The sequence below is a fragment of the Paenibacillus sp. MZ04-78.2 genome (assembly GCF_024213375.1).
GTDB lineage: Bacteria > Bacillota > Bacilli > Paenibacillales > NBRC-103111 > Paenibacillus_G.
Genome location: NZ_JANAVJ010000001.1, coordinates 173444 through 193192, shown reverse-complemented (window position 1 = coordinate 193192; position 19749 = coordinate 173444). Strand labels below are relative to the sequence as shown.

Genomic DNA, 19749 nt, shown 5'->3' with positions numbered 1-19749 from the left:
ATGCGCTTGGTTCTCAGGTTTAAAATCCGGGCAGGTTATCGAGATTGTTGCTTGGATCTCCATCGGCGTTGGAACGCAAATGTTCATCTCCGTCTCTTCCGCGGAATACGTTCACGTTCTCCAGCTGTCCGTTTTTGGCGAGCTGCTGCGCTTCTAAGTAATCGACCACTTGGCCGGAAGACAGCTTCAATTCTACAATGTCGCCGTCTCCGTTTTTGCGTACGGCTACGACATGCTGTTTGTTTTGTTCCATATGGTATCGCCTCCACGGACTATCATGCGCCGGATGAAGGCATATTATACTTCGAATATGTACGTCTTGAACTGTTCGATAAACGTCATATCCCCGGTTTTGCCGATGAACTGAGACATATCGTCGCCATAATGCATCAGCAGGATCTTTTGCTGAATCGGCTTCGGCAGCGTCAGCAGCTCGTCCAAAGTGGCGTGAACGAGGCCGGGGGAATCCAGCTGACAATCGTGCAAAAAAACGGTGCAGCCCTTATGATGAAGCTCGTGCAGGAGCGGACCGTTGAACCGGGTATCGGCGCTGAAGAAGATTTTGCCGTTAAGCAGGACCGAATAGCATGGCTTGCCCGAGATGTGATCAGCCGGGAGGAGTTCGACCGTCAGACCGGGATGAAGGGCTGTCGGCGTACGATCGTGAAGTGCAGCGACCTTGAAGTAATCGTTCAGGGACGTAACGTTTTCCGCCAGATTCTCCAGTCCGCCGCGCAGTGATTGCTCCCATAGAATCGTTTCCAGATGGGAGGATACGAGCAGCGGTATTTTTCTTTTAAACGTGTACATATTGCGAAAGGCGAGCTCTTCGAGTCCCCCGACATGGTCCGCGTGAATGTGGGAGATGAGTACCGCATCGATCTGATCCAGAGAGACGCCGAGCTCGTGCAGAGCTCTTGGTGCGGTATAACCGCAGTCGATTAACAGCGTGAAGCCGTCGGCATAAACCAAGGCATTGTTATTATAGTACGTTTTCGCAAAAGCGCTTCCCGTACCTATCATTTGAATTTGCAGACTCACTTGGTTCCTCCGCTCGTTAAGGCTTCCAGCCGGATATGTTTTTAAATTTACCATGGTTATCTTGCACGATTCAAGATAGGTTGTCACATTTTGGGGAAATTTAATACATCCTGCTCCTCTTGAAACAGGAACATATGTTCCGTATAATAAAAGCAGCGGCTGCCGTATCGTTCTGGAGGAAATGACCCCGGAGCGTCACTACCATGTCATGTATGTATTCCAAGGCAACGAGTTTCACTGCTCCATAATGCCTGTCGTGCTAAAGGGCAAATGCGAAGAAAAGCTGCAGGAGCTCCTTAGGGCGTGAGCTGAAATTTCCCGGGCAACCGCACGAATCGCCACGGCTCGCCTTGCGGGAGCATCGTTCGACAATGACGCCTTGGTTGGCATATTTTGTATAGGAAATGGAGAAAATCTTCTTCACACACAACATCTAGAGGGACGCTTTAAAAAAACTGAAAGTTTTCTGGACGAAGCGCGCAACTCTTACCGCGCTATGGAGTATAAGATAGCAGAACGAAGAACATGATGGAGGTTGCTGGAAATGAAGGTGCCGCGATTGCTGCCGCTGGTGCTGTCGCTTTCCTTATTCGGAACAGCGGGGGCGTTCGCCAGCTCTATGTGGGGCGATTTCGAAGGTTTTCCGAAAGTAAAGCTGATGATCAATAATGCGGAAAAGCCGTTCAAAGACGGTGAAACTCCCGCTTTTGTCGCGAAGGGAAGCGCCGTATTCCCCGTTCGTATGTTGTCTGAATCTTTGCAGGCGCTCGTAAAATGGGATGACGCTGCAAAGACCGTCTCCATTCACAAACCGAACGTACATATGTTTGTTGCGAAGAAGGTCAATGACGACTATTCGATCAAGCAGCCGTTCGGTGCGGTGAAGAAGGGCGACCGTCTCGATTTTGCCGTATTTGCGCAAGTAGACAGTTTGACGACGCCGATCTCATCTTTTAAAATCTCGATCCACGCTCCGAACGGGGAGCAAGTGGCGGTTCATGAGAAAGCCGTCAACGGCCAGAAGGAAAGCTTCTGGTACCCGTGGCCGTTTAACGTCACATTCGCCGAATCCGGGAACTACGTCGTGAAGTTCTCAATCAAACCGGACGAGCGCAGCGATTATACGGTCGTTTCGGAAAAGGTGATCGCAGCCGAATAAGGCCGGCGGATGTTGGTATAAGCCGGTTCATTGACTTCGTCTTAGCGTGCGTGGTACGATACGGGAGAACATTAATTTAAGATGAAATGAGGTTTTCCCATGAGTGACCACATTCATGACGCTTCCTGCGATCACGATCATGAGGACGATATCTTTATCGTGACCGACCAAGACGGAGTCGAGCATGAGATGGTGATGGTATACACTTTCGAAGCTAACGAGCGGGCCTATGCCGTACTTCTCGATCGTAACGATATGGAGGCAGACGGCGTTATTTTCCGGATAGACGAAGAGGACGGCGAAGCTTTTCTTGCGAGCATTGAAGACGAAGAAGAGTGGGATCGCGTTGTTCAAATTTACAATGAAATTGTGGAAGAACAAGAGCAGCAATAACAAATGCCGTAAAAAACCTTTCTTGCTTGCAAGAAAGGTTTTTCGCTCTTTAAGCGACTGTGATGGGTCGGGGATCGAAAAAAAACCGTTGACCGCTCAAGGCGGAAAACGGTCTTTTGGGACGTTTATTTACGCGGGTTGAAGTACATGGTTCGTCCGTTGAATAAATGCAGTTCCGCTTTCCACAGCTTGGCGAGATACTTGCAAAACTCGTTGCCTTTGGCTTTGTCGCCCTGCGTGGCATCCTCGGGAAGGACAAACTGGACGTAATGCCTTTGCGTCTCGCCCGACGTCTCCGATCCGACTCCTGCCACAATATATTTGTAGCGCGGGCTCATTGCTTTTAAATAAAACCACTTGCCTTCCCCTTCGGGTTTCGTTTGAATCTCATACGGAAATCCGGCTTCGTCGTATTCCCAATTGAGCTGTTTGCCGGTCAGCGCAAGCTGCTCGCGGTAATGCTCCAGTTGGGCTTTCAATTCATCTAACGTCAGGGAGGAAACGGCGGACCCTTCGACGAACTTGATATAAGCGCTTTGCGCCATGATGAATGCACCTGCCTATACATATGGACTGGAACGATTTTCTTGTTTGAAGTACCATGAACATCATAGCATTTAGAAAAATCAAATACAATACTTGTTCTGGCAGCGGTAGACGGACAGGGAAGAGGGAGAGAGCGATGAAAGACAGAAGGTTTGAAGGATATTTATTGGTCACGGATATGGATGGAACGCTGCTTGACAGCGCGAAACAAATTAGCGGAGAAAATCGGGCCGCCATCGAACGGTTTACGAGCCTGGGGGGCCGGTTCACGTTAGCGACGGGGCGTATTGCCGGGTCGGTCCGGCCCTTCGTGGAGCAGTTGCCCGTGAATGCGCCGGCTATCTTATACAACGGAGCGGTCATTCACGATTTCAGCCGCGGAGAGGCCATCTGGGAACGGCCGCTGCCTGCTTCGGCTAAGGAAGCGGTGGAGCGCGTTCTTGAGCGTTTTCCGGGCATTGGCGCGGAATTGTATGTGCGCGGAGGAGCGGCGCCCTATGTGCTGCAGGAAAATGCAGCGACGGAGCGTCATCGGGCCGTGGAGAAATTTCCGCTGCTGCGGCTGAACTCGTACGACGACGTATCCGAGCCGTGGATCAAGGCGCTGTTTTCCTGGGAGCCGTCGCTGCTTGACGAAGCTATACCCGAGATCGAACGGCTGACAGCGGGGACGGAGGTCGTCTGGGTTCGTTCGGACGATAAATATTTCGAGATGCTGCCTCCGGAAGCGACGAAGGGGCATGCACTGGAACGGTTGGCAGCGGAGCTCGGCATCCCGATGAAGCGCTGCATCGCGCTTGGGGATCATCTGAACGACTTGGAGATGATACGGCGGGCAGGCATCGGCATCGCCGTAGCCAATGCGCATCAGGAGCTTCTGGACGCGGCCAAGCGCCATGGCAAGCATCATAACGAGCATGCGATAGCCGACGCGATTGAATGGCTGGAGGAACAAGTCCTGCAGGGGACGTTAACATAAAATAAATAAGCTTCTCCAGGGGAGAAGCTTATTTGGCTTTCTAGAAAATCGCGGGAGCTTCGACAATGACCTTGACGTATTCGATGCTGCGATCTTCCGGTCCCTTGACCGGCAGCCCGACGTCGATATGCTCGGTAATGTAGTCGATGAGATCCTGCGAGATGACTTCGCCCGGGAGCAGAATCGGAATGCCCGGCGGGTAGACGTAGATAAATTCGGCGATAATGCGGTCAGCCGATTCCTTGAACGGGATCAGTTCCGTGTCTCCGTAGAACGCGTCGCGCGGAGCCAAGGCGAGCTGCGGAATTTTCGGGATTTTGATGACCAGTTCGTTCGCCTGGCGAATGGTGTAGTTCTCCTCGGACATCCCGCGCAGCGCATCAAGCAGGATGTCGATGTTTTCGCGCGTATCACCCGGCGTAATGAGGCACAGCACGTTGTACATATCGCTGAGCTCGACTTCGATATTATAGTGCTCGCGCAGCCAATTTTCCGCATCGTAGCCTGTAATGCCGAGATGGCGTACGTGGATATTGATCTTTGTCGGGTCATAGTCGTAGGTCGCTTCCGTACCCAGAATTTCTTCTCCGAAGCATTCCAGTCCCGGAATGCGGTTGATTTCCTCGCGGGCGTAGTTTGCCAGCTCCAGCGCCCGCTCCGCCATCATGTGGCCGTTCAGCGCCAGGTTCCGCCGCGAGCAGTCCAGCGACCCGAGCAAAATATAGGACGTCGAAGTCGTGGTAAGCATACTAATGATCGTCTTCGCGCGGCGCACGTTCACGCGTCCTTCGCGAATGTTCAGCACGGAGCTTTGCGTCATTGAGCCGCCCAGCTTGTGTACGCTCGTAGCGGCCATGTCGGCGCCGGCCTCCATAGCGGACATCGGCAGCTTGTCGTGGAAATGAATCAGCACGCCATGAGCCTCGTCCACCAGTACCGGAATGTTGTAGCTGTGCACGATTTCTACGATTTCCTTCAGGTTCGCGCACACGCCGTAATACGTCGGGTTGATGACCAGCAGCGCTTTGGCGTCCGGATGGCGATCCAACGCGCGTTTGACGGAGGTGGTCGTCACGCCATGATCGATCCCGAGATTTTCGTCGCGAACCGGCTTCAGGAAGATCGGCTTCGCGCCGGCGAATATGATCGCGGCCATAATCGATTTGTGAATGTTGCGCGGAACGATGATTTTGTCGCCTTGGGAGCAGACGGTGAGGATCATCGTCATGATAGCGCCGCTAGTGCCCTGCACGGAAAAAAACGTATGATCGGCCCCGAACGCGGCTGCGGCCAGCTTCTGAGACTCTTCGATGACGCCTGTCGGCTGATGCAGGTCATCGAGCGGAGCTATATTAATCAGGTCGATGGACAGCGCGTTATCGCCGATAAACTCCCGAAACTCGGGGTCCATACCGACACCTTTCTTATGTCCTGGAATGTGAAACTGCACCGGATTGCGTCCGGCATGCTCCTTAAGTGCGGTAAACAGGGGAGTTTTCGTTTGATCCACGGTCATCCCTACCCTTCGTGTGTACAAGTTTAGTTGGCTATGCCAGTGTCTGCCGGGAAAAAAGCAAACAAAATGAGTATAGCAAAAAGCGACGCGGATGCAAGCGGTTTTTGATAAATAGTTTGTTAGCTTGGCCGAATAATTAAACGCGAAGGCGGACGTAGGCGGAAAAAGCCTTGCCGGCCGCGCTTTTCCGAGGCTCCCGCGCGAAGGTTTGTCGATTTTGTTAATCTTAAAAAGCTTTCGTTTCCATCGTCGAAAAAGTTATGGTACGATAAGAATAATTTCTGCCAGTGGCTTCGGCCGAACCCGCGGCTCAGGCCGTCTTAGGATCAACCAACAAATCGGGGGGAAAAGTTACGCATATGAAAAAACAGCTAGCTATTATTATGGTACTGCTGATGACGATATTTATCGGCTTCGGCATTATCATCCCGGTGCTTCCCGACGCCGTCACCGGATCGGGGGCCGACAGCTACCATCTCGGCATGCTATTGTCGGTCTATTCTTTGGCGTCATTTCTGATGTCTCCTTTTTGGGGCGGATTATCGGACCGGATCGGGCGCCGCCCGATCATTATGATCGGGACGCTCGGCTTCAGCGTCAGCTTCTTCTTGTTCGGCATGGCGGGGGACAACCTCGTGCTGATGTACTTGTCGCGGATCTTGGGAGGTTTGTTCTCGGGGGCCGCTACCGCGTGCGCCGTCGCTTATGTCGCCGACATTACGACGGAGGAGAATCGCACCAAGGGCATGGGGCTTGTCGGCATGTCGATTGGCATGGGCTTCATCTTCGGCCCGGCGTTCGGAGGCTTGCTGAGCCATTTCGGGCTGCAGGTGCCGTTCTTCGCGTCTTCCGTGCTGGCGCTGGCCACCTTCGCCTTCGCCTTCTTCATGCTGCCGGAGTCGCTGACCGTGGAGATGCGGAGCAAGCCGAAGGAAGCGAAAGCTTCCCGTTGGAGCGCCTTCGTCGGTTCGCTCAAATATTTGTATGTGCTTTCGTTCTTTGTCTCGTTCACGCTGGCGGGGCTGGAGGCGACGCTGCTGCTGTTCGAACGGGATCAGATTGGCGCAACGCCGACGCAGCTCGGCATCATGTTTGCGGTAAGCGGCGTAGTCGGCGCCTTGATTCAAGGCGGCGTGGTCCGGCGGCTGATCAAAAGAGGGCAGGAAGCCCGGGTGATCGGCATCGGCCTGCTGCTGTCGGCGCTGGGCTTCGTGCTGATCCTGTTCTCCAGCAGTCTGCTTACCGCTTCGATCTACTTGAGCGTCTTCGCCGCAGGGAACGCGCTTATTCGTCCTTGCGTCACCTCGCTGATCACGCAGAAGACCAAGGTCGGACAAGGGGTAGCTTCCGGTTTAAGCTCCTCAATGGACAGCATGGGCCGTATTACCGGGCCGCTGCTTGGGGCCGGCATTTACGATTACAACCACAGCGTGCCGTTCGTGACCGGAGCGGTCCTTTCAATCGCCGCCTTGTACGTGCTGTACCGTTTTATCGTTGCGGATCGCGCAGACACCAGGGCAGCGGGACAGCCCGTATAACGAAATTATAAGGAACGCAAAGAAGCCGCCGCATGCGATTGTTCGCTGCGGCGGCTTTTCTTATTCACTCCGGATGGCGCAGTACCGAATCTGTCTGACCGCCGGGGGCCGGGGGCCATTCCTCCCGTGTCATGGCATAGATCGCATGATCTTCCCATACGCCGTAGATCTGCAAATAGTTGCGGGCCAGGCCTTCCAGCCGCATGGCGTTTTTTTCGACGACCCGAATCGATCCTCTATTGCGAGGCATGATGGCGGCTTGAACCCGGTGAAGTCCGCAGTTCTCGAAAGCGAACCGAAGCACAAGTCCGACCGCCTCGGACATGTAGCCTTGCCCGTTGAAGCGTTCGGAAATGTAATACCCGAGATTCGCGTTCTGCCATGGCCCTCGAACGATGGACGATAGCGTGACCCGGCCGATAAGCTGGTCCGTGCCGTTCAAGAAAATACCGAAGGCGTAGGTGCTGTCCTGTTCTCGTTCGGCGATCGTCTTCACCAGAGATTCTCGTACGGCTTCGAGGGTAAAAGCGTTGCTGTCCTGCAGAGGCTCGAAGGGACGAAAGAACGTTTCGTTTTCCGCCCGCAGCAGATGAAGCGCTGGGACATCAGGTAAATCAAGAGGTCGGATATAGATCCGGTCTCCATGTACAATCATGAAGCTGTCTCCTTTGGAACCCGAGTATGAAGCGTATGTCTCCACAGCTTACCGAGTGGCGAGTCCGTGCATAATAAAGCGGATGCACGTCTCCGCTTCTTCTTCCTCGTCCCATTCTTGTTCCGGCACGAGCAGGAAACGGGTCATTAGGAAGCCGATGATGACCGAGGCGGTCAGCCGGACCACGGTGGCGGCAGGAAGGGGGATGATCTGCCCTTCTTGTTGGAAAAAAACAATCACTTTCTTGATGCGCGTGAATACTTCGCTCATGATGTCCGTCTTGAATTGCTCCTGGAGTTCGGGGTGAAACGGAATTTCCTGCATCAAAATTTTGATCATGGGCAAATGCTGGCGGGCGAACTCCAGCCGGTTGCGGATCAACGACCGCAGAAAGTCCTCGTACCGGGTATACTTCGCCTCCAGCACCGGCGTGAAATTACGGAGGACGAACGGGGCGACGAGCTTAGCCATGATCGGACGGACGATGGATAGCAGCAAGTCTTTTTTGGTTTTGTAATGACGGAAGATTGTGCCTTCCGCAACGCCTGCTTTTTGCGCGATTTCACTGGTGGAAGCTGCGGCGTAGCCTTTCTCGGCAAAAATCTCGATGGCTGCATGCAGGATTTTCGTTTGTTTTTCCGTCATTTTCGGTTCTTCGTCGCTTAGCTTAAGCAGCTGTTCGATCCAATCTTCGTTCGATTCGGGTACCATGACTCACACCTCTTTGATGCATAGTTCGGGAGCCTCATATATTATACACCAAAATTGTCCTGAAGTGTGAACGAGTGTTCGACAGCGATTTCCCTACTCCGCTTCCGTCAAGATGCCATGTTTGGAAAAGCAAAAAACCGCCCCTGTCGGGACGGTATGGCACGTAAGCACTATGGTTTATTTCACAATCAGTACGGGAACCTTAGCTTGCTGCACGACGTTATGGCTGACGCTTCCGAGAAAGAACTCGCGGATTTTCCCAAGTCCCCGGCTTCCCATGACAATCAGGTCGCACTCGATTTCTTCCGCATGCGCGAGGATGGTATAAGCCGGTTGCCCCCGGGTCAGTGTAAATTTCACGTTTAGTGTCGACGGGATCAGCGACTTGGCTTCTTGGATCGTCGCTTCGGCAGCTTCGATGTAATTGCTGTTAACCGCATATTCGCTTCCGACGAAAGTAGGAAGGGCGTACACATGAATAATTTCCAGCCGCGGAGGATGTAGGCTGTGAGATTGTTCCTGAATCAATTCGACCGCACGTTTCAAGGCTTTCTTCGATAAATTCGAACCGTCATAGGCAACAAGGATTTTAGAAAATAACATCATCCTCACCTCATTTGCGGTATAGTGGGTACGATTTCATTATACCACAAAAAACCGCTTACATGGCGGAAAATTCAGAAAATTATCAATAACTTTAAGGCTCCGCATTCATATTATTAAAGTTCAAGAGGACTGTTACTATACCGAGCGCCAAAATGAACAGGGTCATCCCCAGACCGAATGAGAATACGAAGGGCAGCATCATAAACCAAACGCCCGCTAAAAACGCTATCCAATGCTGCCACGAGCCCCAGCCTGTTTTGCCCAACGCCAGCAGCGAAAAGGCGAATTCAATGAAGCCGGCGGCCATCATGCTCCACTGAACTCCGGAATGGCCGGAAAAACCGAAAATCCACGGAGCGCCTACGAACCAAAGACCAATCAGCGCAGCCAGCAGGTTGCGAATCGCATTTTTCGTCATGCCTACCCCTCCTTGAAATGGATCGCCGTTCTTTGTTAACTATATGCAACCGATTTCAAAATGTGTTGTATTTCCGCTATTTATTGTAAAAAATGTGAGGAACGTGGAGGGGTAATGGGGTATCGTAGTGAAACATTCGGCAACGCGAAGCATAGAATAAGGCCCCCGTCATCGGCTTGAGCCGGAGGGAGGCCTTGTCCATGCCATGCTTATAGTTTGGCCATCTTATATAAAGGCAGGGAGGAAACCATTGTTTCTTTCGCTAGTCGAAGGAAGGCTTGTCCGTCTGCCAGCACCGGATCGCCGGCAGGAATGTTGCGGCCAACCAGCAGCTCGGCCTTCTTCACGTCGCGAAAACGTCGAAGTGCTTGCTCGAACTTGCTGTCATCCAAGTCCCGTACTGGTAGTGCGTCTTTTTGCATATGATCGAACGAAAGCACGAAATCTTCGGGCAGAACGGAGCGGACCTCCGGCAGGCGGTCCAAATACGTTTGGGCAATCGCCTGCTTATTCGGCAGCTCGTAGATCAGGGCGAGCCAAATGAACACCCGGTCGTCGAATAAGCCGATCTGAAAATGGGGGAGCTGCTTGTAACCGCGCTTGCTGCTTGAGAACGACATCCACGTGTCGACGGGCGGGTTCACCTTGCGGCGCGCATGTTTGGCGATGTGTAAAAACAGCTCTTCTCCCGCCTGCACGGCAATCTCATCCAGCAGCTCGCTACTGATGGCCCCGAACTTGGGCTGAATGCGCGAGCGGATCGCTTCCATCCGTCCCTCCAGACCTTCTATCGTAAAGGTTTCGAAATCCGTTTCGGTAAAGCCGGTAAACTGCATGACTGAAGACTCCTTTTTTTAAGATGTAAAGAAAGTTTCTTATATATCAATGACAATAATAATAGCATAAAATGGGACTTCCGGGCACGTTTACGACGACTGACGATATTTTTTAGTCTGTAAGTCAAACTTTTTGGGCATTAAAATATGAATTATTTGAAAACATGCGCTCCGAGCCTGTCAGCTGTATACGAAAAAACAGATGCCCAATGGACCGCGTTTTCTTTTTTGACCGCAAGATGCCTTGATAATCTACACATTTTGTCATCGATCGACAAAATGTTAGCACATGGAAGCCGATTCTTCTGAATCGACTTTGTTAAGTGTTTGTAAAAATGTCTAAATATTGAACAAAAGTTTATAATTGATTACAAAATGGGACTTTGGAACCATATTAAACACACCTAAAATTTGTATATAATTAGCAAGTGTTGGTTATTTTGTAATCACATAGAAGGGGGTGACGACTGGATGTTCTCACAAAGGCCTTCTTGGATTTTGAATGCCGATGCAAGCTCTCACGTACAACAAAAGAAGCCGCAAAATAGTTGCCCTTCGTAAGCTCCGGGCAGAAAAAAGCTCCAAAAACGAGAGACTGGCTGCCTAAAGACAGCCTGCTCCATCTCAAACATCTTGTTCAACCCACGTTCTGTTCATCGCATCAGGAAACCACACCCGCATTTTTCCTGCACACAAAACTTACTTCTTAGTCTACCGCACGACCCGTTTTCAGAACAAGCTCCGAATTGTACAGGGAACACCTGAAGGGAGTTTGCAGCATGACAAAGCGATAAATGATCCAGCTTCTGCCCTTGTTACTGGCGATATTACCGTATGCCAATCGCTTTAAAAAGAGGGTGCGAACAGAAAAACAACGCCGCGGAGGTAAGCCCCTAACTAACTTATTCGGATTAAATCATACCTGAGGAGAGATTTATGATATGACAGTGAACACATTCGAAGCTTTGGAATCCAATGTTAGATCTTATTGCCGGTCGTTCCCGGACGTTTTTGTACGTGCCAAAGGCTCCGTCCTATATGCGCAGTCCGGAAAGTCGTATATCGATTTTTTCGCTGGCGCAGGCGCTTTGAATTATGGACACAACAACGACTTTATCAAAGAGCGGCTCATCAGCTATTTGCAATCGGACGGCATCAGCCACGGCTTGGACATGTACACTTCGGCCAAGGAAACGTTCCTGCAGACATTCTCAGACAAGATCCTCAAGCCACGCGGTCTGAACCACAAGGTTCAATTTTGCGGTCCGACGGGAACCAACGCGGTAGAGGCGGCCTTCAAGCTGGCGAGAAAAGTCAAGGACCGGACGGGCATATTTGCTTTCATCGGCGCGTTTCATGGCATGTCGCTCGGCAGCTTGGCCGCCACCAGCAGCCTGTATCACCGCGAAGCGGGCGGAGTTCCGCTGCATGACGTGACCTTCATGCCGTTCCCGGCAGGCTTTATCGACGGCTTGGACACGATCGAATACATGGAGGCGATTCTGACGGACGACCATTCGGGTATCGCTAAACCGGCGGCGATCATCCTCGAAACGATGCAGGCGGAAGGCGGTCTGAACGAAGCTCCGATGGAATGGCTCCGCCAGCTGCGCGATTTGTGCGACCGTCACGACATTTTGCTCATTTGCGACGAAATCCAAGTCGGATGCGGCCGTACTGGCCCGTTCTTCTCCTTCGAGCGCGCAGGCATCGTTCCCGATCTGGTCGTGCTTTCCAAATCGATCAGCGGCTACGGGCTGCCGATGTCCCTGCTGCTGCTGAAGCCGGAGCTCGACGTCTGGAAGCCGGCGGAGCACAACGGCACATTCCGGGGGAACCAGCTAGCCTTCGTCGGCGCTACGGCCGCTCTCGAATTCCGCGAACAGACCGGATTGGAGGCGGAAACGGAACGCAAGGGGAAGTTCATCGAGCAATTTTTGAAGGAGCAAATTTTGCCGATCGATCCGCGTCTCACGGTAAGGGGCAGAGGGCTCATCTGGGGAATCGATACGTCGGGCAGCGGGGACGAGACGCTCTCTAAAGCGATTGCCTCGCGCTGCTATGAGCTCGGATTGATCATCGAGCGGGCAGGACGTAACGATGCGGTCGTCAAGCTGATGCCTGCGCTCACGATTCCGATGGAGGAGCTTGCCAAGGGCTGCGAGATTCTGAAACAGGTCGTTATAGAAAGCTGCGCGTCGAACTTGCTTCAACCAGAATTGGTCTAAGTTCGGCCGGCGGGAGATGGAGTGGCGAAATCATATTCAGTTCACCATTTTATTGGGGGAGTGAATGAAATGAATATGATGAAAAAAAGAGTTCTGATGTTGCTGTTGTCATGCCTGCTGCTATGGGCTGTCGTTGCAGCGCCTGCTTCTGCTGCCGCACCCGAGCCTGACTTATCTGGCGTTCCCGGAACTTGGGCACCCGGCGCTACACCGAGCAACTTGAATCCGAACTACCCCGTCATTCTGTTCGTACAAGGCCTCATTTCTAACGCCGGAACGTGGTACAAAACGAACGATATGTACCAAACGGCTTACAATAACGGGTATCAAACCGCTTTCGTCGAGCTGTACGATTCGGGAGGCCCGTCGAGAAACATGTGGGATAACGGCAAGCTGCTTGCCGATAAAATCGTGGAAATTTCCAAGGCGTTCCCGGGCAAAAAGCTCGTGATCGTCGCCCACAGCAAAGGCGGGCTCGATTCGCAAACGGCTCTCGTGCATTACGGCGCGTATCCGTACGTTTCGCACCTCCTCACTTTAGGCAGCCCGCACCACGGGTCGCAGCTCGCCGATTTGGCGTACTCCTTCTGGGCGAAATGGCTGGTGGACCTGATTGGTATGAAGACCGAAGGCACCTACTCCTTGCAAACGTCTTACATGAAGCATTTCCGTTCGATTACCGATTCGCACGCCAACGCTTCGAAGAACAAGATTTACACGTTCGCCGGAAAGGGCTGGCACGGTTCTAAACTGATTTCCCTCGCCGGCGACGGTTCTAAACTGATTTATTTCGCCGGCGGACTGTATTTATCGATATTCGGTCCGAACGACGGTGCCGTGACGGTCAAGAGCGCCCATAATCCCAAGGGCACCATGGTGAAGATCGGACCGTGGGACCACAAGGTGGTTCATAACGGCACGCCGATGTTCCCGTTGATCAAGCCTTATTTGACGGTTCCAGCCGGGCTCGCGGCAGAGGCGGAAAGCAGTGGACAAAGTGTGGCTCAGGAAACGAATCCGCTTGACCTGGTTCAACCCGGCAGCATGTTGATCCGTGGGGGCAAGCATGAAAGCACAGCCGTTGAGCGTTTTCTCGTGGAGAACGACGTACGGAGCATCACGTTCGATTGGATTGCCGATCAACCGGCCGACCACCTGGAATTGATTGCGCCGAACGGCGAGAAAAGAACGATCGCCGTCGAGGTGGAGCAGGATCAGGAGCTGTTCAAAAGCGCTTGGCATCATACTGCGGTCGTTGCCAAGCCGGAACAGGGCGAGTGGACGCTGCAGGCGCTATCCCAAAAGCCCGGCGCGCATCTGTTGACGGTTCAATACGATTCGGCGCTTTCCGATTCGCTCAAATTGACGACCGAAGACAAGCAGAAATTCCTTGTTGAAACCGACGGCAACGAACTACCCTCCAACAAGCTGAACGTTCGTTACGATGTGAGATTTATCCCTGAGCAAGGCAATCCGGGCAAAAAGAAAGTTCAACCGTTGAAACAACAAGCGGAGGCAGGCGCGAATAACGAATTGGATCTGACGGCGGCGCAGGAGCCGGGCGTCTACCAAACGTCCGTCGAAGTTCAGGGTGTGACGGCGCAAGGCGTTCCGTTCGAAAGATCCATGCTCCGCTCAGTCTATGTCGATAAACAGGGGGGAAGGCACTAACCGACGATTATGACGATCGAAGTTTACGCGGTCCGGATATCCGGGGAGCCCGAGGTCGGCATCATGCAGCAGCTGTACGATTGCGTATCGGAAGAAAAGCAGGCGAAAGCCGCAAGACTGAAGCAGCCTGCGGACCGGTGCAGAACGTTGGCCGGGGAAGCGCTGGCCCGGTGGCTCATCGGGCAAAAATGGGGGCTTCGCCCCCCGGATATCCGGTATATCCATAATGCTTACGGAAAACCGTCTTTGGACGGTTTTCCGAATATTCATTTCAATGTATCCCATTCCGGCGAATGGGTCGTATGCGCCATCTCGGAGCAGCCGGTAGGCGTCGATATCGAACGGCAGCAGCATATCGATTTTTTGTGGTCCTATCATTATTTCGCTCCCGAAGAGGCAAACGATTTGCAGCAGCGTCCGTTTGTGGAGAGGTTGCCTTATTTTTACGATCTGTGGACCTTGAAGGAAAGCTTCATCAAGCAAAGAGGGGTCGGACTTTCTCTTCCTTTGGACCGTTTCGCGGTCCGGGTCACATCGGAGGGCAATCCGGTCCTGCTGCATAGTCCGGATTTGAAGGAGTACTGGTTCAAGCAGTATCCTGTGGACGGTCCGTACAAGCTGGCCGTGTGCGGGCAGGAACGCGATTTTGCCGAAGAACTGACCATCCTGCCGTTCGACACGTTCGTGAAATCGCTGGGTTCCTTGCAGCTTGTTCCGCAGGTGGCGCAATCCGGCGAGTATTAACCGTTTTTAGGGTACATTTGTTCGTGTCATTCCACAATGGTAACGATTCGGCATAGAAAGCTCGGCAGCCGGCGGGCGTTCGCCCTTTCTGGCACATAAGAGCGCACCGGCTGCGTCCTTGGGTTGCGTGGTCTGACTAACGAATTTCTAGACTAGGGGAGTGTCCATGTGAGCGAGAATACGAAGCAACGATTTCCATTAACGCAAGCGCAGCTAAGAATTTGGTACACGGAAATGATGAACCCGGATACCACCTTAAGCATGCTCTCTGAATCTTTGAAAATACAGGGAGGACCCCTTGACGTAGACGTTTTAAAACAGGCGATTTATCATATTATCCGGCAAAATGACGCGTTTCGAATCCGGATTGCGTTCGAAAATAACGAGCCGATGCAATGGTTCGAGGAGCCCGAGAATATCGTTCCCGAATGCGATTATGCGGAGATTGACGGCTATGCGGAAGCGGAAGCGTGGCTGGATCGTTTCAACCGGATTCCCATCGGCATGTTCGAGCCCCGGTTGTATCATATTGTGAATCTGAAAGTTAACGAAAACGAGCATTGGGTCGTTTGTAAATTCAATCATATTATTTTGGATGGCTTATCTTCGGATACGATGCTCCATCTGATCATGGAGTATTATATAGAGATTGCGAAAGGCAACGTTCCGGCGCATGGTGCGCAGAGCACGTACCTTGATTACATTTATGCCGATCAGGAATACGGGAAGTCGGACCGTTACCAGAAAGATAAGGAGTATTGGCTGGACAAGTTCCGCACCTTGCCTGAGGTCATGGGGGTAAAATCGTATTCCGCCCATGCCGTGAGCACCGAGGCCAAAAGAAAAAGCGTCGTCATTAGCGGTGATTTTTACGAGAAATTACAGGTCTTTAGCGAGCGAAACAACGTAAGCTTGTTTACTTTGTTTTTAAGCGTATTGTACGTCTATCTGTATAAAGCGACCGGGAATGAGGACATTTCGGTCGGGACGATTTTGGCCAATCGAACTTCCAAGAAGGAAAAAGAGACGCTTGGGATGTTTGCGAGTACGATTGCAGGCAGAATATCGGTCGATCCGGACCAATCGCTGCTTTCCTTGCTGCAACACGTTTCCAAGGAACAGAAGTCGAATCTTCGTCACCAAAAGTACCCTTATAACCAACTCATTCAGGACTTGAGGGAGGTTTATCCGAACAAGCAGGAGGTTCAGGATTTATTCCGCGTGTCGATGGAATACTTGCCGCTCCGGCATGAGCATTACGATAGCCTGAGCGTCCGGCATTCCCCTAGTTTTGGTGGCTATGAAGCGGGAGATTTTCTCGTGGACGTATACGATTCCATTGACGATCGTATGATCGATCTGCACGTCAGCTACCGGGCCCAATTGTACGACGACGGCGAAGCGTCCCGGCTGGTCGACCAACTGCTCGCCATTGTCAATCATATGTTGGATTGCCCTGATCAGACGCTTCGAGAGCTATCTCTGCTGAGTGACGAAGAGAGAGGAAACATTCTGACCCGCTTCAATCCCCCTGCTGTTGACGATTCGCAGGAGCAAATGCTGCACGTGCGTTTCGAAGAGCAGGCCGCGAAGACGCCGGAGCACATCGCCGTCGTTGATAAGGACAAGCAGTTGACCTACGGAGAGCTGAACGAGCGGGCGAACCGGCTCGCGGGTGTGTTGAGAGACTGCGGGATTGGCCGGGAATCGATCGTTGGCATATTGGCCGACCGCTCGGCGGAAACGCTCGTCGGCGTGCTGGCGGTATGGAAAGCGGGAGGGGCCTACGTACCGCTCGATCCCGATTATCCGCAGGAGCGCATCGAGTTTATGCTGGAGGACAGCGCTTCGACCGTGCTGCTGACGCAGACCGGTCTCAAAGAGCGCGTACAGGCTTGGCTGGGACAGGGAGCTGCGCTGCAAACCGTGCTCTGCCTTGATGACGAAGCGGTGTATGCCGGTGATCGGGCGAACGTGCCAAATGTGAACGAGCCGCACGATCTGGCTTACGTGATCTATACGTCGGGTACGACAGGCCGTCCAAAGGGAGTAATGGTCGAGCACCGCAGCCTGACGAATACGGCCGCCGCCTACCGCCGGGAATACCGATTTGACGAGTCCCCGGTACGGCTGCTGCAGCTCGCCAGCTTCTCCTTCGACGTGTTCGTCGGGGACGTGGCGCGGACGCTGTATAACGGTGGGACGATGGTCATTTGCCCGAAGGAGGACCGGATCGATCCGGCCCGCATGTACGGCTGGATTCGTGAATACGGAATTACCGTCTTCGAGTCGACGCCGGCGCTGATCGTTCCCTTCATGGACTATGTAGCCGAGAACGGGCTGGATATGAGCTCGATGAAGCTGCTCATCACGAGCTCGGACAGTTGCAGCGTATCGGATTACAGGGTGCTGCAGGAGCGCTACGGCTCGCCGTTCCGCATTATTAACGCTTACGGCGTCACCGAGGCCGCCATCGATTCCAGCTTCTACGACGAACCGCTCGCGAAGCTGCCGGATACGGGCAGCGTGCCGATCGGCAAAGCATGGCTGAACGCCAAATTCTATATCGTCGATCCGCAGATAAATCCCGTGCCCGTAGGATTTCTTGGAGAATTGTGCATTGGCGGCATCGGAGTGGCGCGCGGATACTTGAACCGTCCCGAGCTGACGGCAGAGAAATTTGTGGATAGCCCGTTCGTCCCGGGCGAGCGTTTGTACCGTACGGGAGACTTGGCGCGTTGGATGGAAGACGGCAACGTTGACTTTATCGGCCGGATCGACTATCAGGTGAAAATCCGCGGTTTCCGTATTGAACTCGGCGAGATCGAAAGCGCGATGCTGCGTTTCGATGGCGTCAGGCAGGCCATCGTGGTCGATCGGACGGACGAGCGGGGGCAAAAATATTTGGTAGGCTACGCCGCAGCCGAAGAAACGTTCAAGCTGGAGGAGCTTCAGACTTATTTGAAACAAACCTTGCCTGCGCACATGGTTCCCTCGCGCTTGATGCGGCTGGAGAGGCTGCCTCTGACACCGAACGGCAAGATCGACCGGAAGGCGCTGCCGGTTCCGGAGGGAACCGCGCAGACCGGAACGGAGTACGAAGCGCCGGACACGCCGCAGGAAATTAAGCTGGCCGGGATCTGGCAGGACGTGCTCGGCCTGGAGAAGATCGGCTTGAACGATAATTTCTTCGATCTCGGCGGCCATTCGCTGCGCGCAACCATTCTGGCGAGCAAAATTCAGAAAGAAATGAATGTCGATTTCCCGATGCGGGACGTGTTCCGCTTCTCTACGATGGGGGAAATGGCCCAGGCGATCGCCCGGATGGAAGAGAGTCTGTACGAATCGATCCCTGCCGTCGAGGAAAGGGAATACTACCCGGTATCTTCCGCGCAAAAGCGGCTTTATATTTTGCGTCAATTGGACGGAGCGGAGCACATTTACAATATGCCCGTCGCGCTGATCATTGACGGTCAGCTGGACCACGGGCGCGTGGAGCAAGCTTTTCGCGGATTGATTGCACGGCATGAGGCTTTGCGTACGGGCTTTGAGCTGGTGAACGGGGACACGATGCAGCGCGTATACCGCGAAGTGGAGTTTGCGCTGGAGAGCGGATACGCGAGCGAAGAGGAAGCCGGCGAGTTTATCCAGCAATATGTCCGTCCGTTCGATTTGGAGCGTCCGCCGTTGCTTCGGGCAGGTCTGATTTCGCTCGGCCGGGAACGGCAAATTTTGCTCTTCGACGTGCATCACATCGTTTCCGACGGGATCTCCATGAACATTTTACTGGACGAACTGGTCCGGCTGTACCGTGGGGAAGAGCTGCCGCCTTTGCGGGTGCAGTACAAGGATTATGCCGTGTGGCAGCAATCCGCTGCGCAGCGCGAACGGATGCAACGGCAGGAGGCATATTGGATGGGCATGTTGGACGGCGAGCTTCCCGTGCTGGAGCTGCCGACGGACTACGCGAGACCATCCGAGCGCAGCTATGAGGGGGACGAGCTTCGTTTTGTCATGGACAAATCGAAGGCGGAAAGATTGCAGCAAATCGCCGAAGATACCGGTGCTACGTTATATATGCTGCTGCTGGCGGCCTATACGATATTGCTGCATAAATATTCGGGGCAGGGGGACGTGATCGTCGGCACGCCGGTAGCGGGCAGAACGCATGCCGATGTGGAGCCAATCGTCGGAATGTTCGTCAACTCGCTCGCGATCCGCAGTTATCCGGCGGGTGACAAGCCGTTCCTCTCCTATATCGAGGAGATCAAGGAAACGACGCTTCAGGTCTTCGATAATCAGGATTATCCGCTGGAGGGGCTGCTCGAAAAAGTACAGGTCGCGTGGGATCAGGGACGAAATCCGTTGTTCGATACGATGTTTGTGCTGCAAAATGCGGACGACCCCATTACTCATTTCGGCGATCTGCCCGCAGAAGCTTATTCGTTTAAACATACGATTGCCAAATTCGATCTGACCTTGGAAATTACGTTGGAAAACGACGCGCTGAACGGTCTTTTTGAATACTGCACGAAACTGTTTACCCAAAATATGATTGATAATTTTGCTCAAGATTTCGTGGGGATCGTTTCCCAGATGTGTGAGCGTCCTTATACCCTGATCAAGGATATTGCCTTGAACGGAAACACGGAGCAGGAAGAGATTTCGGCCGACGCTATCGATTTTGTATTCTGACGAACCCGGACTT

General features: G+C 53.1%; 17 protein-coding genes. 8 read left to right on the top strand and 9 right to left on the bottom strand.

Going from position 1 to position 19749, the window contains the following annotated elements:
* Positions 1-19: 19 nt before the first annotated feature.
* The gene (locus NLX71_RS00820; protein ID WP_254361606.1) at positions 20-253 is read right to left on the bottom strand and encodes a DUF3892 domain-containing protein; all 234 of its coding nucleotides are present in this window, start codon (positions 251-253) and stop codon (positions 20-22) included.
* 44 nt (positions 254-297) lie between these two features.
* Positions 298-1041: an MBL fold metallo-hydrolase gene (locus NLX71_RS00815; RefSeq protein ID WP_254361605.1), complete on the bottom strand. Its 744-nt coding sequence runs from the start codon at positions 1039-1041 to the stop codon at positions 298-300.
* A 544-nt stretch (positions 1042-1585) separates the two neighbouring features.
* Here NLX71_RS00815 and NLX71_RS00810 point away from each other — a divergent pair.
* Both NLX71_RS00810 and NLX71_RS00805 read left to right on the top strand, forming a co-directional pair.
* Complete coding sequence (locus NLX71_RS00810; protein ID WP_254361604.1) at positions 1586-2200, top strand: stalk domain-containing protein; 615 nt, start codon at positions 1586-1588, stop codon at positions 2198-2200.
* 99 nt (positions 2201-2299) lie between these two features.
* Positions 2300-2593, top strand: a complete 294-nt coding sequence (locus tag NLX71_RS00805; RefSeq protein ID WP_090667726.1) for a DUF1292 domain-containing protein — start codon at positions 2300-2302, stop codon at positions 2591-2593.
* Positions 2594-2718: 125 nt separating this feature from the next.
* On the opposite strand, the gene NLX71_RS00800 is transcribed toward NLX71_RS00805, so the two are convergent.
* Complete coding sequence (locus NLX71_RS00800) at positions 2719-3138, bottom strand: DUF1885 family protein (protein WP_254361603.1); 420 nt, start codon at positions 3136-3138, stop codon at positions 2719-2721.
* 137 nt (positions 3139-3275) lie between these two features.
* On the opposite strand from NLX71_RS00800, the gene NLX71_RS00795 reads away from it, so the two are divergent.
* Positions 3276-4118, top strand: a complete 843-nt coding sequence (locus NLX71_RS00795) for a Cof-type HAD-IIB family hydrolase (protein ID WP_254361602.1) — start codon at positions 3276-3278, stop codon at positions 4116-4118.
* 40 nt (positions 4119-4158) lie between these two features.
* Here the strand turns inward: NLX71_RS00795 and NLX71_RS00790 are convergent, their stop codons facing one another.
* On the bottom strand, positions 4159-5628 hold the full coding sequence (locus tag NLX71_RS00790) for an aminotransferase class I/II-fold pyridoxal phosphate-dependent enzyme (protein WP_254361753.1): 1470 nt from the start codon (positions 5626-5628) through the stop codon (positions 4159-4161).
* A 365-nt stretch (positions 5629-5993) separates the two neighbouring features.
* Between NLX71_RS00790 and NLX71_RS00785 the strand changes: the two genes are divergently transcribed.
* Positions 5994-7172 carry an MFS transporter gene (locus tag NLX71_RS00785; protein ID WP_254361601.1) on the top strand — a complete coding sequence of 393 codons (1179 nt, stop codon included), beginning with the start codon at positions 5994-5996 and terminating at the stop codon, positions 7170-7172.
* A 64-nt stretch (positions 7173-7236) separates the two neighbouring features.
* Here NLX71_RS00785 and NLX71_RS00780 read toward each other — a convergent pair whose 3' ends face one another.
* The 5 genes from NLX71_RS00780 to NLX71_RS00760 all read right to left on the bottom strand — a co-directional run bounded on the left by NLX71_RS00780 (position 7237) and on the right by NLX71_RS00760 (position 10398).
* The gene (locus NLX71_RS00780; RefSeq protein WP_254361600.1) at positions 7237-7827 is read right to left on the bottom strand and encodes a GNAT family N-acetyltransferase; all 591 of its coding nucleotides are present in this window, start codon (positions 7825-7827) and stop codon (positions 7237-7239) included.
* Positions 7828-7875: 48 nt separating this feature from the next.
* On the bottom strand, positions 7876-8538 hold the full coding sequence (locus NLX71_RS00775; protein WP_254361599.1) for a TetR/AcrR family transcriptional regulator: 663 nt from the start codon (positions 8536-8538) through the stop codon (positions 7876-7878).
* A gap of 177 nt (positions 8539-8715) precedes the next feature.
* The gene (locus NLX71_RS00770) at positions 8716-9141 is read right to left on the bottom strand and encodes a universal stress protein (protein ID WP_254361752.1); all 426 of its coding nucleotides are present in this window, start codon (positions 9139-9141) and stop codon (positions 8716-8718) included.
* 94 nt (positions 9142-9235) lie between these two features.
* Positions 9236-9562, bottom strand: a complete 327-nt coding sequence (locus NLX71_RS00765) for an SPW repeat domain-containing protein (RefSeq protein WP_254361598.1) — start codon at positions 9560-9562, stop codon at positions 9236-9238.
* Between the two features lie 209 nt (positions 9563-9771).
* Entirely contained in the window at positions 9772-10398 is a 627-nt protein-coding gene (locus NLX71_RS00760; RefSeq protein WP_254361597.1) for a DUF1054 domain-containing protein, read from the bottom strand.
* A 947-nt stretch (positions 10399-11345) separates the two neighbouring features.
* Here NLX71_RS00760 and ectB point away from each other — a divergent pair.
* The 4 genes from ectB to NLX71_RS00740 all read left to right on the top strand — a co-directional run bounded on the left by ectB (position 11346) and on the right by NLX71_RS00740 (position 19736).
* Positions 11346-12626: a diaminobutyrate--2-oxoglutarate transaminase gene (ectB, locus tag NLX71_RS00755; protein WP_254361751.1), complete on the top strand. Its 1281-nt coding sequence runs from the start codon at positions 11346-11348 to the stop codon at positions 12624-12626.
* Positions 12627-12695: 69 nt separating this feature from the next.
* Positions 12696-14297 carry an esterase/lipase family protein gene (locus tag NLX71_RS00750; protein ID WP_254361596.1) on the top strand — a complete coding sequence of 534 codons (1602 nt, stop codon included), beginning with the start codon at positions 12696-12698 and terminating at the stop codon, positions 14295-14297.
* 9 nt (positions 14298-14306) lie between these two features.
* Positions 14307-15041 (top strand): 4'-phosphopantetheinyl transferase family protein, encoded by a 735-nt coding sequence (locus NLX71_RS00745; RefSeq protein WP_254361595.1) that lies wholly within the window; start codon positions 14307-14309, stop codon positions 15039-15041.
* Positions 15042-15209: 168 nt separating this feature from the next.
* Positions 15210-19736, top strand: coding sequence for a non-ribosomal peptide synthetase (locus NLX71_RS00740; protein ID WP_254361594.1), 4527 nt, complete (start codon positions 15210-15212; stop codon positions 19734-19736).
* Positions 19737-19749 lie beyond the last annotated feature (13 nt).